Source organism: Exiguobacterium sp. s35 (assembly GCF_018617535.1).
In the GTDB taxonomy this organism is placed as follows: Bacteria; Bacillota; Bacilli; order Exiguobacteriales; family Exiguobacteriaceae; genus Exiguobacterium; species Exiguobacterium aestuarii.
In genome coordinates this window covers 1-16,001 of record NZ_JACSKI010000005.1, presented here as the reverse complement: position 1 = coordinate 16,001, position 16,001 = coordinate 1, and the positions used below count along the sequence as shown (strand labels likewise).

The following is a 16,001-nucleotide window of genomic DNA, read 5'->3' as shown; positions in this document are numbered from 1 at the left end:
AGGCACGGGGCTAAATGCCCCGGCTTTTTTTGTACCTCGATCAATTTTCTTTTGTATTTTTGAATATTATTTTTCAAATATACTTGACGTATTACCGTAATTAGTGTAATATAGTAATTGTAAGAGGGAAACACAAACCACTTACAATACACTACATGAAACGGGGTTCACAACATGGCAATCACAACATTTAATCACGAAGCATACCGGAAACGGGGCGGATTCAAGGGAACGGAATATCTCGAATATCTCGAAGCCCAACACGCACACTACCAAAAGCAGTTCGACGAGATAACGGCAAACGGCGAAGCAGGGATAGAAAACCCTAGCGACTACTTCACACTAGGGAAGCGGCTACGGCGGTTAGAAGCGGACATAGCGAAGCAGAAGCGGCAGTAAGAAGCGGACGGGGCTAACCGCCCCGGCTTCCCTTCTGAAATGATCGAAATGAATTGAAAATAATTATTCAAAAACTATTGACGCATTACCGTAAATAGTATACAATTATATTTGTAAGGTAGTTAAACACTTTACAAACCACTACATGAAACGGGGTAATCACAATGTTAGAAACGATCAAAAAGCAGTCAGTATTGAAAGCGGTACGGGATAACGGGGAATGGACGGGCTACATAGCACCGGATAAGGTAGCGGCTTACCAAGTGAATAACGGTTGGTGTATCGGTCATCAAATCACAATCACAACATTACCGGACGGACGCTACGCCGTCGTACAGTTCCAAACGGAAAGCTTCACGCTATTAGAAGACTTCCTAGACGGGTACAAGCATTGGAATTGTAACTATAATCTAGGTTATCGGGTTCGCTTTTGGCAGGAAGCGGAAGCGGCTTGACCGGGAACGGGGCAGAAATGCCCCGGCTTCTTTTTAAAAATAAATTGAAAAAGATTATTCAAAAAGTATTGACGTATTACTGTAAACGGGTTATACTTAGTATAGAAAGTCAGACAAGGAAGGGAAGCGGCGGTTCATGAGAGAGTTATACAAAGCATTGTCAGCGTTAGGAGATCTTACAACATTGTTTAACAAAGGTGTTGGGGCGTTCGCTAAACGTCAAGTAAACAAGCAAGCACACAAGGCAACGGCTAAAGCTATGCGGAAGTTTTGGGGCTAACCACTACTAAGAGAAACGGGGTAATTAAAAATGACATATCCAAAACCGATTGAAGCGGACAAGTTACCGGAAGAAGTTAAGAAATCATTGCGGATTCAGAACGTCCGGGGTTGGACGAAAAACAACCGTGTCAAATGGACGCCTAAAGGGAACAAGTCATGGTTAGATACAAACGTCGCAATCATCGTTCACCAACTAGAGAACGGAAGCTATGTGATACTAGATAGATATAACTTTTAAAAGTCGGGGAATGATCCCGGCTTCTTTTTTTGTTTATCGTGTCACAATTTTCTGTCAATTTCCCAACTGTAAATGAAGACTACTTTAGGGGGAATGATTAGACGATGTACACCGAATCAATTACACATTATGATTCGCCGCTAGATGAACCGGTTATTGAAGTCGTGTCTTATAAGCTACGTAAGGACGGTACGAGATACAAGCGTCCGCACTCTTCGATAGCGTACACACAAAACGTTCGTGTGAAGCGGTGTTCTAAGTGTGACAAGTGGAAAGGGTTTTATGTGGGCTTCCGTGATGATCGCTATACAAAGGACGGCAAGCACGGTTCTTGTAAATCATGTGAAGCGGCTTATTTCGCAAAGTATGACCGCACCGAACAGGGGCAGAAGCGGTTCAAGAAGCGGCTTAAACTTGAACAGTCAGTTGAGAAAGCCGCACCGGAATACAAAGAAGAGTTACGCCGCCGTTTCGGATATGCTTGTGCCTTCACCGGGGAAAGTGGGGATATTGTCTTAGACCACGTTCTACCTATTTCGTCGGTCATGGTTACAAAAGAGGTGGGGAACTTACTTCCGATTTCTGCAAAGCTAAACCGACAGAAGCGGAATAGAAGTGTTTTTGAATTTGTCGAAGAGTTAGATCCCTTCTTACAACACCGATTCTATACGTTCATTCTGCCGTTCCTAGCGAGTGAAAACGGAATGACGGAAGCGGAATATATCGAACACATGAGAGAAGCCGTAAAATAATTTGCGGTTTCTTTTCTTTTTGTGTTGATTTTGGGAATCCTTTTTGGTACTATACTTATAGAAGGTAATTACAGTAAAACGTAAACGAAAGAAACGGGGTAATTAATCATGACTGTATACGGATATGCACGGGTAAGTACGAAAGATCAAAACTTAGGACGACAAACACACGCATTAGCGGAAGCCGGTTGTGAACGGATCTTCGAAGAGAAGAAGACCGGAACGAACCGAAACCGGGAAGCGTTAAAGGAACTACTTGAAACGTTACAACCGGGCGACAGTGTTATTGTTTTGGAAATCAGTCGTGTGTCACGTTCTACGAAAGACTTGCTAGACATTGTAAACGAAATAACCAACGCCGGGGCGAACTTCAAATCAATTAAAGAAGCGTGGTTAGATACGACTTCCGCACAAGGCAAGTTCTTACTTACGGTATTCGCCGGTTTGTCGGAACTCGAACGGGATCTAATCAGTGAACGCACCGTAGAGGGGTTGAACAATGCCCGTCGTGAAGGTAAGGAACTAGGACGCCGCCGCACGTCGAAGGCGAAAAAGGATTTAGCGGTCAAACTTTGGTTAGAGAAAGAACACACTATCCCACAAATCACGGAAGCAACCGGCGTTAGTAAGTCGGTATTGTACCGGGAATTGAAAGAACGGGGCTTGAAATAAAGCCCCTTGCCACTTACGGTAATATGTATTATAATCTAGTTATCAATTACATTAGTAATTTAATTAGTAATTCCGGCACGAACTACACTACGAATGAAAAGGGGTTATCATCATGCTATCAAAAGTTTACCACGGTCTACACAACTATTTCGGGTTGGAAGAGGGAAGCGGTGACGCCGCATTATACTTCTTCACCACCGGCTTTATGTCGGTTGTCATCTTCTTTCAAATCTTGTTTCGTTTTGTGGACGGGTATTGATCCCCGTTCTTTTTTATTTCAAAAATAATTGAAAAAGATTATTCAAAAACTATTGACGGATTACAGTAAAGAGTTTATTATAATAAATGTAAGGCAGATCAAAACCACTACAAACACACTAAAGGGGTAATCACAAATGACAAACGTAATGAAAATGACTAACGAACTTCATAAACTATTCGACGGATTTAACAATCACATCTTCGGCGGCGAACTTCCAACACCGGCAATCACAATCGAATCTAAGAACAACAAGAACGCTTACGGTTGGTGTTCGGTAGACGCAATTTGGAAAGGTGAAGAAGTAGAAGTTCATGAAATCGGAATGGCAAGCGAACACATTAACCGCCCGTTCCTCGAAACCGCTACTACATTGCTTCATGAAATGGTTCACCTTCACAACGCATTGAACGGAATCAAAGACACTTCACGGGGCTACACGTACCACAACAAGCGGTTCAAACAACAATGTGAACTTCACGGAATGGAATACACTGTAATGACAACACCGTGTGAAAAGAACGGGTGGAACAAACCGAACTTGACGGATCACACAAAGGAATTAATTGCGGCACTTCAAATTGATGAATCAGCTTTCACAATTGCCCGGACAGACTTCACGGGAATGAAAGCACAAAAGAAAAAGACAACGTGGAAATGGGAATGTGGGTGCGGTCAAATCGTTCGTTCGACTAAACCGGAAGTGAATATTGTATGCGGCGATTGCGGCACACACTTTGAGAACGTGGGGTAAATCCTCACGTTTTTTGTTGCTATATAATTCGTATTACTGTAATATGTATTTAAACGAACAGAAAAGGGGGTACATTGCTTTGGAAAGTACATTTAGGGCATTGGTATGTAAGGTAGGAGAAACGCCGTATGCGGACAATATGACGTTTGAGAAGGCAAAGGAATTAATGAACGGGGCTTATATTGAAACCGCACCGATTTTCTATGACCGCCGGGATCTTTTGGTTCTTTGTGACGAAGAGGGGAAACTGAAAGAGTTGTCGCCCAACTTCGCTATACAGGGTGATTACATCGCCGGTAATTGCGTGATTACAAAAACAGAAGGCGGCGAATTTGTGGATCTATCCGACGATGAATTAACCGGGCTAATTGGTTACGTTCTCGCACACAAGGTTTCTAAATAACGAAGAGTAGGGGCAGTTACGCCCCTGCTTTTTTATTTATTTATCACAAGTTAGTGAGTTATTAACCACAAGTTATGTGGTCTATCTACCACAAGATTTGGGGTGTAACAATAACCATATAACAATAACCATATAACTATATCTATTAAATAATAGAGAAGCATTAACAATCACAAGATATGTGAACAATAATTATAGGGCTTTAAGGTATGAATCCCCTTTACTCTTCTTCATACGTTCTATGTGGTTATTGTAATTCACTTCAAACTTATCAACCGCCGCACGGCGACGGGCTTCATAAATTTGTGTGTCGTATTCGGTATTGTCGATATACGCTAGGCGTTGATGAAATGCAATAAGATCTAATATGTCGAACGTCGCACTATACGTAGGAGAATCAATCTTGTCATACGTCAATAGTTCCGCTAAATAGTCTTTCATCATTTCTTCTAAAGGTTCATAACGTGCTTCAATTAGCGGCAACTTATGATAGACACGGAAGAAATCATAAAATTCTTCGTACAACAGTATTGTAATTTCATCATTTTTAATTGGCACAAGTGGGATAGCAGTTCCCGGAATGTCATTCAACCACTTCCGGGCAACCATTGCTTTGTGAAAAACTTGTTCGTCCGTATGAAACTTAGCTTTGTTCATTTGGAATTACCCCTTTCAACATATCCATAAAGACGGCGTTAGATTTTTCAACCACGGCTTCATAACTACCGTGTTCCGAAGTCTTATCTTTTAACCATTGTTCAACTTGAATTTCAATATCAAGAATGTTCTTGCTTGTTGTCGATAGGGTGACGCCTGTATCTTGTTCAAAGTATGCGGCAACGTCTACATATTCGGTTTGCAACTTCTTAGATAGTTCTTCATACGTCTTGTGTGCTTCCCTGTCAGCTTCTACGGCTTTTGTGATACCGAACTCTACGTTTCCGCCTTCGGGCTTCTTAGGGGCGTTTTTGTACGTCTTAGACGCATTACCGTTTAGGGCATTACGGAAAATAGTGTTAGCGTAAGCATATAACTTAGAATCGTCGGTACACTTATCATTGATTACTTGAATCTTATCAATAATCACGCCTTCCGGTAACTGTTTTAACTGTTTATTAACAATCGGACGTAGTACCTTTTGACGTTCTTCTGAAACAAGTGTAAGTGCGGCTTCTACTTCGTCACTAAACAGGATCGGTTTTTCATTTGGAACGGGCTTTGGTGCTTCGTTCTTTTTAGCTTTTGATTTTCCCGACACAACATCTTTAAACATTTGAACAATGTTTACTTTCTTTCCTGCCCGAACGTCTTCTACGAAACGCCCCAACAAGTTTAAAAGCGGTGCAACATTGTATGTATTCTTACGCTTGTCTAAACCTTCGTATTTACCTTTTTCGTTGATGAACAAACCACATTTTACAATATCGCTTACCGCTTGTGTTACGGCACGTTTCGAAACTTCGAACTTTTCAGCGAGTAGTTCATGTGAAGGGTACGGGTTTTTTTCATCATGCTTGTACGTGAGAATGTCAAAAGCTAAAGTGATCCGTTCCATTGACAAAATGTTTGCGTCTGAAAGCTTACGCATGAACAAAAACACCTCATTCGGTAATTGAATGAAGTTCTTTCCGCTTGTTAGTACCTCTATGTCGTCATAAATAAGGTTGATAGTTTGCACGATAAATTCCCCTTTGTGTTTGTATTTTAGTGTGCCGGAAGACCTTTATATATTGGTCTGAAAAACTTGTAAGAACCCTTTGTAGAACGCCTATTACTTAGAAAAGGATTATCTAATAATAGATTTTACGGTAATCCGTATAAAAAGTAAAGCGAAAAAAGGGGGTAGTTTCCGGTTGGATAAGGTTGTACGTCTTACGCCTACCGTAAAAGGTAAAAGCATTGAAGAATTGAATAGCGAAAAAGTGCGACTTCAAGCCGTGTTAAAAGACGTGCTTTTAAAAATGCGAAGCGGCGAAGAGGTAGACGAGTTTTTAATCGAAACCCTTCCCGAATTAAAAGAACGCTTAGAATACTTAACACGGGTTACAAGATCACATGAAGACACTTTGTTTTTCATGTACGAATATTTTTCAGATGAACGAAACCCGGAAAATGAAGGCAACATTATTCCGGCAGGGGTAACAATTGATGACGCCCCGGACTTTCACCACACATTAGCAAACCATTTGAACGTGCTTTCAAACGATGAAATCACGAAGCGGCTTGCGTGGTCTGTTCCACGGGGTCACGCTAAATCAGCGTATCTATCAAATATGTTCCCGGTTCATCAGTTAGTCTTCGGTTTGCGACGATACATCATCATTGTATCAGAAACACTATCAATGTCACGGAAGTTTTTGGAATGGGTAAATGACCAACTGAAATTTAACCAAAAATTACGGGCGGACTTTGGGGAATTAGTCGGAAACGTCGCACACAAAGATTTAAAAGATAATGCAGATTCATTCGAAACCGTAAACGGTTGTTTTGTACAAGCGTCCTCTATCGGGGGTCAATTGCGAGGCAGTAGGTACAAATCATTTCGCCCCGATTTGGTCATTCTCGATGACCTAGAATCTTCCAAAAATACCAACACTTTGGAATTAAGAACTAAAAACGAAGAGTGGTTTAACAAAGTTGTTATGCCTATGGGTGATGTACAACGAACCGCCTTTGTTTACATGGGAACGTTGGTTCATGCTACGGGCTTGCTTCCGTCGGTATTGAAACGGGCGGACTTCGACGGGAAAATGTTTTCTGCAATTGTCGAAGAACCGGAACGGCAGGATTTGTGGAATGAGTACGAAGAGATTTACCGCAATCAAGATAATGAGAATCGTTTAGAAGACGCTATCCGCTTCTATGAAGACAATAAAGAAGAAATGGATAGAGGGGCAAAAACACTTTGGAATGATCGCTTCCCTTATTACAAATTGATGATGGAAAAAGTCAATATCGGTTCACGGGCGTTCGGTAGTGAGTTCTTGAATAAACCGATTGACGACGAAACGGCGGTATTCAAAAGTTCATACTTCCTTTGGTACGACGATAAAGATTTATTTGACGCTAACGGCAGATTCCTTCCGCTTGATGTATTCGGCTTTTGGGATATTGCGGTAGGTAAGAACGCAAACAGTGACTATAACGCAATCGTGACGCTTGGGCGTGATAGACGTACCGGCGTTATTTATGTTTTGGACGCATGGGCGAAGAAGTGTCCTATGCACGAAGCATTACGAGTAGCGGAACAAAAGGTGCTTGAGTATGAACATAAGATCTTCGGTGTCGAAACCGTACAAGCACAGTACGATATGTTCCGGCAGTTGAAAGAAAACGCCACGAAGAAAGGATTCTACAAGACACGCTTTAAGGCGGTCAATCCACGGGGCAAGAAAGAAGAACGAATCATGCAGTTAGAACCATTGTTTGAGAATGGAACAATTCGCATGAAGCAAAATCAGCGTTTGTTGACGGAACAATTACAACAGTTCTTGAACCACGACAACGACGACTTGCCGGACGCTTTAGCGTCTTGCGTTGACTTGATGGGGGCTAACCGCCGCCGGACATATTACAGAAAACCTTCGGGGCTTTAAGCTTCGGGGGTTTTATTTTTGAATAATGAGATTCAAGGGGGAACAGATTAATGACTTATTTTGCACGGGGCGAATATTTTCCGCCGGTGGAACATGAAAGCCGTATCACTCGATACAAAGAAAACAAAAAACTATTTATGGGGAATCATTGGGATATTTTCAGACAACACGATAAGACGTTGACGCATGAACAAAAGAATATGCTTTATGTATCAGTCAACTTCCCTTCGTTGATTGCAAAGAAATCAGCAGATTTTCTTTTCGGAGAAGACGCTTCTTATAGTGCCGGTAAGGGTGACAACTCAACGGAACAAGAACGTATGGACGAATGGGCGGAGAAGAACGACTTATCTATTGTGAACTACGAAATGGCGTTGTCTAACGCATATCGTGGCGACGCTTTCTATAAAGTTCGATACGGACAGGAACACGGCGGCGACTTACCAAAAGAGTTTGATCCGTACCGTGTCATCATCGAACGACAGAACGCAGAATATGTTTTCCCGGAAACGGCAGTAGGCGACGCAAACAAGATTGTTGCTTATCATATCGCCGTACCACATCAACCGGATAAATCTAAAGAACTTTGGGATTTGATTGTCGAATCACATTACGCCGGTTACATCGAATATTCTAAGTTTGAAATGCGTCCTATTAACTACAATATGGACGGGGAAGTAGTTAGCTTTAAGATTACGGCAGAATACCCGGAAGAACGTTACTCGGTCAATACGGGCGTTCCTATGCCGCTTGTCGTACACGTACCGAACTATTCCGTAGATGACGCTTGGGAAGGTATCGACGACATTACAGAATTGCGTCCACTTCTCGATGAAATCAATAACCGATTGTCGCAGATCGCTTCGATTCTCGATAAACATAGTGACCCGGCACTAGCCGTTCCGTATGGCAGTCTTCAAGAAGACGTTGACGGAAACCCTACGTTCCGTGTTGGTATGGATAAAGTATTTGAAGTGAACGGTAAAGACGACGTAATCCCGGAATATATCACATGGGACGGGAAACTTTCAGACGCATTTATGGAACTTGATAAGTTGGTGCAATACATTCTTGTTGTAGCGGAAGTGCCGGAAGTTGCTATCGGTAAAGGTGATTCGGGTACGTCGGGAAGTTCGGGGCTTGCTATTAAGTGGCGTATGAATAGTTTGTTGGCAAAGGTAAACCGGAAGCGGCAGTATTTCAACAAAGGTTTGAAGTCAGTATTTATGCTTGCACAAATGCTTGAAAAGGCAGTAGGAAAAGCAGATTACGAATACTTCACACCGGTTATCAAGTTCCGTGACGGATTGCCAAAAGATGAAATGGAACAAGCTAACATTGTTGCAACTCGTACAGGCGGTGCGGTTACTATGTCGCAGAAAGCCGGGTTGATGTATCTTGACGGTCTTACGGAAGAACAGGCAGAAGCAGAACTTGAACGAATCAAAGAAGAACAAGAATCTTCTATGTCGTCATTCGCTTCACCGTCGATCTTCAATGAGGAAGAGGAAGTCGAGGAAACCACGGACGAAGTGGTAGAGGAAGTCGAAGAATAAGGGGGCTTTTAAATGTCAGTCAGAAAAGTTCCCGAACCTAAGTATGATAAAGACGTGAAAAAAATCACGTCTTATTATGCTAAGGCAAGGGATTTAATTATCGTTGAACTATTGAAGCACGTCGAAACCGGAAGCGACGCTATTAAGATTAATCAACAAGCTTCGTTACTTCGACAAGTGGACGTGATTCTACGTGATTTGAATGTTACGGTTCAACAAACAATTGAAGAGGGCATTTTACAAAGCTATCAAGAAGGACAAGCGGCACTTGCTTATTCCGTGGGGGATTTTAAAACCATTTCGGAAGCGGCGGAAGGTGTCGCCTTTTCTTTGTTAGCAAAAGAAGCGGTTGACGCAATCATTGCAGATACCTTCGATGACCTTCTTTCCGCTACGAATCTAACGTCACGGCGAATCAAACGGATCGTGCGGCAAACAGTCGCAGAAAAAATGCGGCTAGATATGGCACGGCAAAACGGACTAGCCGTTATGAAATCGAACATTGCGGAAGAACTTACGAAGAAGGGCTTTTCTAAGACGGTGAAAGAAGAAGGTTTCGTAGGAATTGTTGACCGCAAAGGGCGTAAGTGGGAATTAAACCGCTACGTAGAATTGGTTGTTCGGACGAAATACAAACACGCACGTTTTGAAGGAATCCGAAACGAAGCGGCAGAACGTGGGGTTGATTTAGCAGTAATCAGTTCACACGGTGCAAAGGACGCTTGTAGCCGCTACGAAGGAATGATTATCAGTATGAACGGGGCAACGAATGGTTATCCTACATTGTCGGAACTACGTAAAGGTAACGCAATCTTCCACCCGAACTGTAAACACACAATCTACCCGATTCGTGATACATCGCTTCTAAGTGATGAAGAAAGAGAAGTTTCACGTAAATTGACAGAAAATTATAACAATTCGTAAGTTTTACTTGTATAAAGGTTGGTCAGTGGGGCTAATACGTAGAAACAAGTTATGCCGCTATTATCGGTGTAACTTGCTTTACTTAATAACCTATCGTGGCGTTGCACGTAAAAAACGAAGTAGGGAAGGGGAAAATATTTATGTCAGTTAAGAATCGTTTACCACTTGAATTGAACTTGCAGTATTTCGCAGAATCATCTAACCCGGAAGGCGGCGACGGCGGCACGGACGGCGGTAGCAAAGAAACACCAAAACAGGAATCAAAAGAAAACATGATCCCTAAATCACGTTTCGATGAAGTGAATACGAAGTACAAGGAAATGGAATCACAACTTTCACAAATCATGAAAGAACGTGAAGAACAAGAACAAGCACGAATTGCTAAAGAGAAAGAGGAAGCAGAAAAGCGTGGAGAGTATGAAAAGCTTTATCATGAAAAAGCTAAAGAAGCGGAATCACTTCTTGCATATCAAGAACGTGCAACAGAACTTGAAACGTTGATTAACTCAATGGTCGAATCGAAGCTTTCAACTATCCCGGAAGATTATCACGATCTTATTCCGTCGAACTTAACGCCGGAAGCAAAACTTGATTGGATTTCTAAAGCGGAAGCAAAAGGGATTCTTAAAGCGAAAACGGACGAAGTAGAAATCGGAAAACGAACGAATCCTAAATCAGATTCGAAGCGTGACACATCTACTATGTCAGCTATGGAAAAACTTTTGATGGGCTACGGTCGAAAATAACAAACATTTTAGCGAATAGCACTTACCGGAAACGGTGGGTGCTTTTTTAATTACAAAAATTTATTGAAGAGGTGGAAACATAATGGCTTTAACATTGGCACAAGCCCGTTTGTATAGCGAAGATACGCTTCAAGCAGGTGTTATTGAAACAATCGCCCGTGAATCGGCGGTAATGGAAATGCTTCCGTTTATGGAAGTGTCGGGTAACTCATACAAGTACAATCTTGAAACAGCACTTCCAACAGTTGCGTTCCGTGATGTAAATGAAGGGTACACGGCTAACGAAGGTACTATCGAACAACGTGTCGAAGGACTCGTAATTCTCGGTGGTGACGTAGACGTTGACCGCTTCGTAGTTCAAACGAAAGGTGACGTAAACAACATTCGTGCTATTCAAACAGAAATGAAAGCGAAGGCAGTTGCTAACACGTACACACAAGGTTTCTTCAAAGGTGATTCGGCTACGGATTCTAAATCGTTTGACGGTTTGGACGTTCGTCTTGCAGGAACAGAACAAGAAATCAAGTTTACAGAAGGCGACAAGCTTATCGACAAGCTTCATGAATTACTTGACGCAGTTATCGGCGGTGCGGACGTTATGTTCATGTCTAAGAAAGTTCGTCGTGAACTTCAAAAGGCACTTGAAGGACAAACGCACTATATTCAAGTTGGTAAAGATGAATTTGGTCGTACAGTAGAAATGTTCGGTGACGTTCAAATCCGTACTGTATCAGAACTTGTTCTTCCACAAGGCGACATTTACGCAGTTAAGTTCGGTGCTATGCAATACGTTGCAGGACTTACAAACGGCGGCGTGAACGTTCGTGACTTGGGCGAACTTGATACACTTCCGGTCTTCCGTACTCGTATTGAGTTCTATTGCGGTCTTGCAATGTTCAATCCGAAAGCGGCGGCACGTCTTACGGACGTACTCGCACCGGCGGCGGCAGTCTAATTAAATAAAGGTGATTAACGGGGTATGGGATTAGTTTCCCGTACCCCACTTTTTTTGTATCTAAAAACACAATGGGGGTAATTTCATGTACACAGTAAAGACAAAAGGACGAGGATTCGCAGGAACACGGGCAGGGGTTAAATTCTCAATGGGCGTAGGTAAATTTGAGGACGAAGCATTAGTCGAAGTGTTCGAACGTTTGGGCTACACGGTGGAGAAACCTAAAGTTGAAAAAGAAGTTTCAAAAGAGGAAGCACCTAAGAAGCAGACGACACGAAAACGTAAACCGGCGGCTACAAAAGACAAAGAATAAGAGGTGATGAACGGTGCTTGAACAAGTAAGAACATTCATCAACGCTAACATTCTATTTTCTGATTTGTGGGATTCAGCAGACGAAGCAAAGAAGCAGAAGGCAGTCAATAACGCTTTGATCCGTTTATTGAATTACTACGGTCAATATGATGAAGATACAATCCCGGCAGAAGCGGTGGCGTATCAAGCGTTGTGGTTATTACAAATTGACGATTCTTTCCGACGTGCGGAACAGGGCGTAACGTCAATCAGTGTTAGCGGCACTTCGATTTCCCTTTCACAAATTGACCGTTCGATTGCACCGGACGTTATCAGATTGTTAGGGCGGCGAATCGGTCGCTATGATTTGAAGGTTTCGGACACATACCGACACCGGACAAATCCGAAATACGCTAAGAGAGGGTTTTAATTATGTCTTTGGGGTTTTTACCTTTGAATCAAACGGTTATTGTGCGGCGTTCCGAACTTGACGAATGGGGAACGGTAAACCCCAACGGGCAAGATACATTCTATCGTGTCCGTGTCGATTACGACATTGAAGAAAAGAAAATTGCGGCAAGCCGTGGTGATGAACTTGTTTATACGGGGGCGGTCATCTTCTTAGGTAACGTTCCGATTGTACGAGAAGGTGAATCACTTCCGCCGGATATTCTCGAAGTTGACGGTAGAGAGTATAAGGCAAAGAAAATTGAATACTTACGAGATCTAGGCGGAACTATTATTCATACAAGGGTGTTGTTCTAATGGGGGTTAGATTTGACATAAAGATGAAAGTTGATAACACCGCTAAAATCACACGTAAGGTTCAAAGTAATTCAGAACGTGCAATGAACGATATTGTAGACAATTTGGTTAAGGCGTCTTCCGGGGCTACACCGATTGACAAAGGTATCTTGCAGGATTCGTGGGCAAAAAAAGTCACCGCTTCCGGCAACAAAGTTAGCGGTCAAGTTTCATATGCGGCTTTGGCTAAGAATGGATTCAACTATGCGTTAAAAATGCACGAAGGTTTCTATAACTTAGGTGAAGGAAGTCAAGCTAAATCGGGCGGTAAAGGAATGTCGGGGCGTGTCTATCCGGTAGGACGCCGCTTCCTTGCCGGTACTTTTGAGGGCGAACAGGCGACTTATAAGAATCATATGAGTAAAGAAATCAAAAATGCTATCAAAAGTGCGACGAATTAACGTTTTCCGGTAGTAGATAGGGGGCTTAGTATGCTTAGTATCATAGAATTAACACGCTATTTAAAACAAGGCGTTTCCGGTATTTTCTATCCGAACAACTTTCCGGCGTCAGCAGTTGACGACTGTTCTCACATCGCATATACGGGCGGTACACCAACGGTAGGTGGCGTGGGGAAAATGAACATTCAAGTTCAAACACGTTCGGTAGAAGTCGGAAAGGCAGAACAACAAGCAATGAAGATCCGTGCCTTCTTAGAGGACACGGGTTTTTATTTGGGTTCGACACAAGTAATCATTGTGAAAACGAACGACATTTTGCCTTTGTATTTAGGCGAAGACGAAAACGGAAGACACATTTTTAGTGTCAATTATCAATTTACAGTGGGGGTATAAATCATGGAAAAAATTTCGGGTGTTTCCGTCTTATTGTCTATTTCAGCAGACGGCGGAACAACTAAAGAAGTTCTCGGTGGTCAAACAGGTGCAACGCTTAACCGTTCTACTAACGAAATCGACGTAACTTCTAAAGATTCGGGCGGTTGGACTGAAAACCTAGCCGGTAATAAATCGTGGTCAGTTGATTGCGACGGATTCTTAGTTCTTGATGACGCCGCTTATGCGTCACTTGAAACGGCGTGGGAAGAAGGCAAACACATTGACGTAGACATTGCTTACAACGGCAAGACATATGAAGGTAAAGCACTTCTTACGGACTTCCCTTCGGAGTTCCCACAAGATGACGCAGTAAGCTTCTCACTTTCATTGTCGGGTAGCGGTGCTTTGAATCGCACACCGGTAGTATAAACTAAACTATTTAAACATTTGGGGGAATTAATACATGGCTAACAAACAACGTGGAGAAGGAAAATTAATGTTGGGCGAAGTTGAACGTACACTACGTTACGACTTAAACGCACTTGCAGAACTTGAAGACGCTTTAGGCGTTCCACTTTCAGAACTTGGAAAGATCGAAATGAAGATTAAAAATGTCCGTTCTATTTTGTGGGCAGGATTGCTTCACGAAGATGAAAGCTTAACTGAAAAAGAAGTAGGTAAGCATATCACAATTGACAATATGGAAGAGGTTCAAAAAGCAATCGGTGAAGCGTTCGGCGGTGTTCCGGCAAAAAACTAAAAGGGCAACCGATAACTTGGAAGGATTTTAAATTTTACGGTTATGGGTTGCTTTCTTTGTTACCGGAACAGTTTTTCAAACTTACGATTGTTGAACTTTTTGATATGGTTGCCGCCTACTATCAACGTAAAGACGAAGAAGGCGACGAACATATGAAGTTCTTAGCGTGGCAAACTTCCCACTTGATGAATAGTACGGGGAACTACAAAAAGAATATTAAACCGAAAGACTTATATTCTTCGGTTGGAGAAGCGGAAGATTCCGAAAGCGTATTTAAACCGGTCGAACGTGACCTAAAAAACAGGACGTTAGCGGAACTTCAATCGCAATTCAAAAAGTAACCGGTAGGGCTTCGGCTTTACCGGTCTTTTTTTGTATCTAAAAAGGGGTGAACAAATGGCAACTTTATCAGAATTAATGGTCAAGCTATCACTTGATATGTCTAACTTCGAAAGTCAGATGAAACAAGTAGGCAAGTCAACGCAGAAGATCAGCGACAAAATGAGTTCCGCAGGACAAGGGCTTACACGGGCGGTTACTGTTCCCGTCGGTATTGCCGGGGGTGCTATTGTAAAGCTTGGTTCTGATTTCGAAGCGTCGCTTTCAAATGTGCAAGCCGTAACCGGGTCAAGTGCAAAGGATATGGAAGCATTAAAAAACATGGCTAAAGATTTAGGTTCAACAACTAAATTCAGTGGTCAAGAAGCGGCAGACGGAATGGCATATTTAGGTATGGCAGGATTCGACACACAACAAATCATGAAAGCAATGCCCGGTATGCTTGACCTTGCCGCCGCCGGTAATTTGGACTTGGCACGAACGGCGGATATTGCTTCGAACATTCTTACGGGATTCGGTCTTAGTGCGGATAAATCCGGTCATGCGGCAGATGTATTGGCATATGCTTCATCAAACGCAAACACGGACGTAACGCAATTAGGCGAAGCAATGAAATACTTAGCACCAACCGCTAAATCTTTGGGTTGGGGTCTTGAAGAATCAACGGCGGCAGTTATGGCATTGTCCGACGCCGGTATTCAAGGTGAACAGGCAGGGGCGGCGTTTGGTACTTCCCTTACACGACTTGCCGCACCGTCGAAACAGGCGGCAGACTTGATGAATGATTTAGGTTTAGAGTTCTTCGACGCAGAAGGGAAGATGAAATCTTTACCGGAAGTTATGAGTGTTCTTGAAACCGGATTAGACGGAATGACGGATAAACAGAAAGCCGCTACATTGTCTACGATCTTCGGGGCAGAAGCTTATAAGTCATGGTCTGTATTGTTGGATAAAGGTTCGGACGCTTTAGGCGAGAACACAACGGCGTTAGAACAGGCAGACGGTAAGGCAAAGGAAATGGCAACTACAATGGGCGACA

General features: G+C 42.7%; 25 protein-coding genes. 23 read left to right on the top strand and 2 right to left on the bottom strand.

The features are described from left to right. The first annotated feature begins 174 nt into the window (after positions 1-174). The 9 genes from KNO75_RS13770 (at position 175) to KNO75_RS13730 (ending at position 4,214) form a co-directional block, all read left to right on the top strand. Positions 175-399 carry a hypothetical protein gene (locus tag KNO75_RS13770; protein WP_214796614.1) on the top strand — a complete coding sequence of 75 codons (225 nt, stop codon included), beginning with the start codon at positions 175-177 and terminating at the stop codon, positions 397-399. A 164-nt stretch (positions 400-563) separates the two neighbouring features. After that, positions 564-854: a hypothetical protein gene (locus KNO75_RS13765; RefSeq protein WP_214796612.1), complete on the top strand. Its 291-nt coding sequence runs from the start codon at positions 564-566 to the stop codon at positions 852-854. 136 nt (positions 855-990) lie between these two features. Further along, a complete protein-coding gene (locus KNO75_RS13760; protein WP_214796610.1) occupies positions 991-1,134 on the top strand; it encodes a hypothetical protein in 144 nt (47 codons plus the stop codon). 30 nt (positions 1,135-1,164) lie between these two features. Further along, entirely contained in the window at positions 1,165-1,374 is a 210-nt protein-coding gene (locus tag KNO75_RS13755; RefSeq protein ID WP_214796608.1) for a hypothetical protein, read from the top strand. A 104-nt stretch (positions 1,375-1,478) separates the two neighbouring features. Next, complete coding sequence (locus KNO75_RS13750; RefSeq protein ID WP_214796606.1) at positions 1,479-2,126, top strand: hypothetical protein; 648 nt, start codon at positions 1,479-1,481, stop codon at positions 2,124-2,126. 108 nt (positions 2,127-2,234) lie between these two features. Next, the gene (locus KNO75_RS13745) at positions 2,235-2,798 is read left to right on the top strand and encodes a recombinase family protein (protein WP_214796604.1); all 564 of its coding nucleotides are present in this window, start codon (positions 2,235-2,237) and stop codon (positions 2,796-2,798) included. Positions 2,799-2,910: 112 nt separating this feature from the next. Then, positions 2,911-3,057, top strand: coding sequence for a hypothetical protein (locus KNO75_RS13740; RefSeq protein ID WP_214796603.1), 147 nt, complete (start codon positions 2,911-2,913; stop codon positions 3,055-3,057). A 136-nt stretch (positions 3,058-3,193) separates the two neighbouring features. Continuing rightward, a complete protein-coding gene (locus KNO75_RS13735; protein ID WP_214796601.1) occupies positions 3,194-3,811 on the top strand; it encodes a SprT-like domain-containing protein in 618 nt (205 codons plus the stop codon). Positions 3,812-3,890: 79 nt separating this feature from the next. Continuing rightward, positions 3,891-4,214, top strand: coding sequence for a DUF3846 domain-containing protein (locus KNO75_RS13730; protein WP_214796599.1), 324 nt, complete (start codon positions 3,891-3,893; stop codon positions 4,212-4,214). A gap of 192 nt (positions 4,215-4,406) precedes the next feature. Here KNO75_RS13730 and KNO75_RS13725 read toward each other — a convergent pair whose 3' ends face one another. Both KNO75_RS13725 and KNO75_RS13720 read right to left on the bottom strand, forming a co-directional pair. Continuing rightward, positions 4,407-4,871 (bottom strand): hypothetical protein, encoded by a 465-nt coding sequence (locus KNO75_RS13725; RefSeq protein ID WP_214796597.1) that lies wholly within the window; start codon positions 4,869-4,871, stop codon positions 4,407-4,409. Next, the gene (locus KNO75_RS13720) at positions 4,858-5,892 is read right to left on the bottom strand and encodes a hypothetical protein (protein WP_214796595.1); all 1,035 of its coding nucleotides are present in this window, start codon (positions 5,890-5,892) and stop codon (positions 4,858-4,860) included. The genes KNO75_RS13725 and KNO75_RS13720 overlap by 14 nt, the downstream gene beginning before the upstream one ends. Before the next feature lie 175 nt (positions 5,893-6,067). Between KNO75_RS13720 and terL the strand changes: the two genes are divergently transcribed. The 14 genes from terL to KNO75_RS13650 all read left to right on the top strand — a co-directional run. Further along, the gene (gene terL, locus KNO75_RS13715) at positions 6,068-7,810 is read left to right on the top strand and encodes a phage terminase large subunit (protein ID WP_214796593.1); all 1,743 of its coding nucleotides are present in this window, start codon (positions 6,068-6,070) and stop codon (positions 7,808-7,810) included. A gap of 50 nt (positions 7,811-7,860) precedes the next feature. Beyond that, the gene (locus KNO75_RS13710; RefSeq protein WP_214796592.1) at positions 7,861-9,366 is read left to right on the top strand and encodes a phage portal protein; all 1,506 of its coding nucleotides are present in this window, start codon (positions 7,861-7,863) and stop codon (positions 9,364-9,366) included. Positions 9,367-9,378: 12 nt separating this feature from the next. Further along, entirely contained in the window at positions 9,379-10,290 is a 912-nt protein-coding gene (locus tag KNO75_RS13705) for a phage minor capsid protein (RefSeq protein WP_214796590.1), read from the top strand. A gap of 140 nt (positions 10,291-10,430) precedes the next feature. Beyond that, on the top strand, positions 10,431-11,036 hold the full coding sequence (locus KNO75_RS13700) for a hypothetical protein (RefSeq protein ID WP_214796588.1): 606 nt from the start codon (positions 10,431-10,433) through the stop codon (positions 11,034-11,036). Positions 11,037-11,118: 82 nt separating this feature from the next. Beyond that, a complete protein-coding gene (locus KNO75_RS13695) occupies positions 11,119-11,991 on the top strand; it encodes a major capsid protein (protein ID WP_214796585.1) in 873 nt (290 codons plus the stop codon). Positions 11,992-12,076: 85 nt separating this feature from the next. Continuing rightward, positions 12,077-12,304 carry a hypothetical protein gene (locus KNO75_RS13690; protein WP_214796583.1) on the top strand — a complete coding sequence of 76 codons (228 nt, stop codon included), beginning with the start codon at positions 12,077-12,079 and terminating at the stop codon, positions 12,302-12,304. Between the two features lie 13 nt (positions 12,305-12,317). Continuing rightward, positions 12,318-12,713, top strand: a complete 396-nt coding sequence (locus KNO75_RS13685; RefSeq protein WP_214796581.1) for a hypothetical protein — start codon at positions 12,318-12,320, stop codon at positions 12,711-12,713. A gap of 2 nt (positions 12,714-12,715) precedes the next feature. Continuing rightward, a complete protein-coding gene (locus tag KNO75_RS13680; RefSeq protein ID WP_214796579.1) occupies positions 12,716-13,048 on the top strand; it encodes a hypothetical protein in 333 nt (110 codons plus the stop codon). Beyond that, entirely contained in the window at positions 13,048-13,488 is a 441-nt protein-coding gene (locus tag KNO75_RS13675; protein ID WP_214796577.1) for a hypothetical protein, read from the top strand. The genes KNO75_RS13680 and KNO75_RS13675 overlap by 1 nt, the downstream gene beginning before the upstream one ends. Before the next feature lie 30 nt (positions 13,489-13,518). Then, complete coding sequence (locus tag KNO75_RS13670; protein WP_214796576.1) at positions 13,519-13,881, top strand: minor capsid protein; 363 nt, start codon at positions 13,519-13,521, stop codon at positions 13,879-13,881. A 3-nt stretch (positions 13,882-13,884) separates the two neighbouring features. Beyond that, positions 13,885-14,292, top strand: a complete 408-nt coding sequence (locus KNO75_RS13665) for a phage tail tube protein (protein WP_214796574.1) — start codon at positions 13,885-13,887, stop codon at positions 14,290-14,292. Positions 14,293-14,326: 34 nt separating this feature from the next. Further along, complete coding sequence (locus KNO75_RS13660) at positions 14,327-14,623, top strand: GTA-gp10 family protein (protein WP_214796572.1); 297 nt, start codon at positions 14,327-14,329, stop codon at positions 14,621-14,623. A gap of 56 nt (positions 14,624-14,679) precedes the next feature. Further along, positions 14,680-14,964: a hypothetical protein gene (locus KNO75_RS13655; protein ID WP_214796570.1), complete on the top strand. Its 285-nt coding sequence runs from the start codon at positions 14,680-14,682 to the stop codon at positions 14,962-14,964. Positions 14,965-15,019: 55 nt separating this feature from the next. Next, positions 15,020-16,001: phage tail tape measure protein (locus tag KNO75_RS13650; protein ID WP_214822431.1), on the top strand; the 982-nt coding region annotated here is incomplete at its 3' end.

Coding starts and splice junctions, on each gene's coding strand:
- KNO75_RS13770 (WP_214796614.1), top strand. CDS start 175: ATGGCAATCACAACATTTAATCACGAAGCATACCGGAAACGGGGCGGA.
- KNO75_RS13765 (WP_214796612.1), top strand. CDS start 564: ATGTTAGAAACGATCAAAAAGCAGTCAGTATTGAAAGCGGTACGGGAT.
- KNO75_RS13760 (WP_214796610.1), top strand. CDS start 991: ATGAGAGAGTTATACAAAGCATTGTCAGCGTTAGGAGATCTTACAACA.
- KNO75_RS13755 (WP_214796608.1), top strand. CDS start 1,165: ATGACATATCCAAAACCGATTGAAGCGGACAAGTTACCGGAAGAAGTT.
- KNO75_RS13750 (WP_214796606.1), top strand. CDS start 1,479: ATGTACACCGAATCAATTACACATTATGATTCGCCGCTAGATGAACCG.
- KNO75_RS13745 (WP_214796604.1), top strand. CDS start 2,235: ATGACTGTATACGGATATGCACGGGTAAGTACGAAAGATCAAAACTTA.
- KNO75_RS13740 (WP_214796603.1), top strand. CDS start 2,911: ATGCTATCAAAAGTTTACCACGGTCTACACAACTATTTCGGGTTGGAA.
- KNO75_RS13735 (WP_214796601.1), top strand. CDS start 3,194: ATGACAAACGTAATGAAAATGACTAACGAACTTCATAAACTATTCGAC.
- KNO75_RS13725 (WP_214796597.1), bottom strand. CDS start 4,871: ATGAACAAAGCTAAGTTTCATACGGACGAACAAGTTTTTCACAAAGCA.
- KNO75_RS13710 (WP_214796592.1), top strand. CDS start 7,861: ATGACTTATTTTGCACGGGGCGAATATTTTCCGCCGGTGGAACATGAA.
- KNO75_RS13705 (WP_214796590.1), top strand. CDS start 9,379: ATGTCAGTCAGAAAAGTTCCCGAACCTAAGTATGATAAAGACGTGAAA.
- KNO75_RS13700 (WP_214796588.1), top strand. CDS start 10,431: ATGTCAGTTAAGAATCGTTTACCACTTGAATTGAACTTGCAGTATTTC.
- KNO75_RS13695 (WP_214796585.1), top strand. CDS start 11,119: ATGGCTTTAACATTGGCACAAGCCCGTTTGTATAGCGAAGATACGCTT.
- KNO75_RS13690 (WP_214796583.1), top strand. CDS start 12,077: ATGTACACAGTAAAGACAAAAGGACGAGGATTCGCAGGAACACGGGCA.
- KNO75_RS13680 (WP_214796579.1), top strand. CDS start 12,716: ATGTCTTTGGGGTTTTTACCTTTGAATCAAACGGTTATTGTGCGGCGT.
- KNO75_RS13675 (WP_214796577.1), top strand. CDS start 13,048: ATGGGGGTTAGATTTGACATAAAGATGAAAGTTGATAACACCGCTAAA.
- KNO75_RS13670 (WP_214796576.1), top strand. CDS start 13,519: ATGCTTAGTATCATAGAATTAACACGCTATTTAAAACAAGGCGTTTCC.
- KNO75_RS13665 (WP_214796574.1), top strand. CDS start 13,885: ATGGAAAAAATTTCGGGTGTTTCCGTCTTATTGTCTATTTCAGCAGAC.
- KNO75_RS13660 (WP_214796572.1), top strand. CDS start 14,327: ATGGCTAACAAACAACGTGGAGAAGGAAAATTAATGTTGGGCGAAGTT.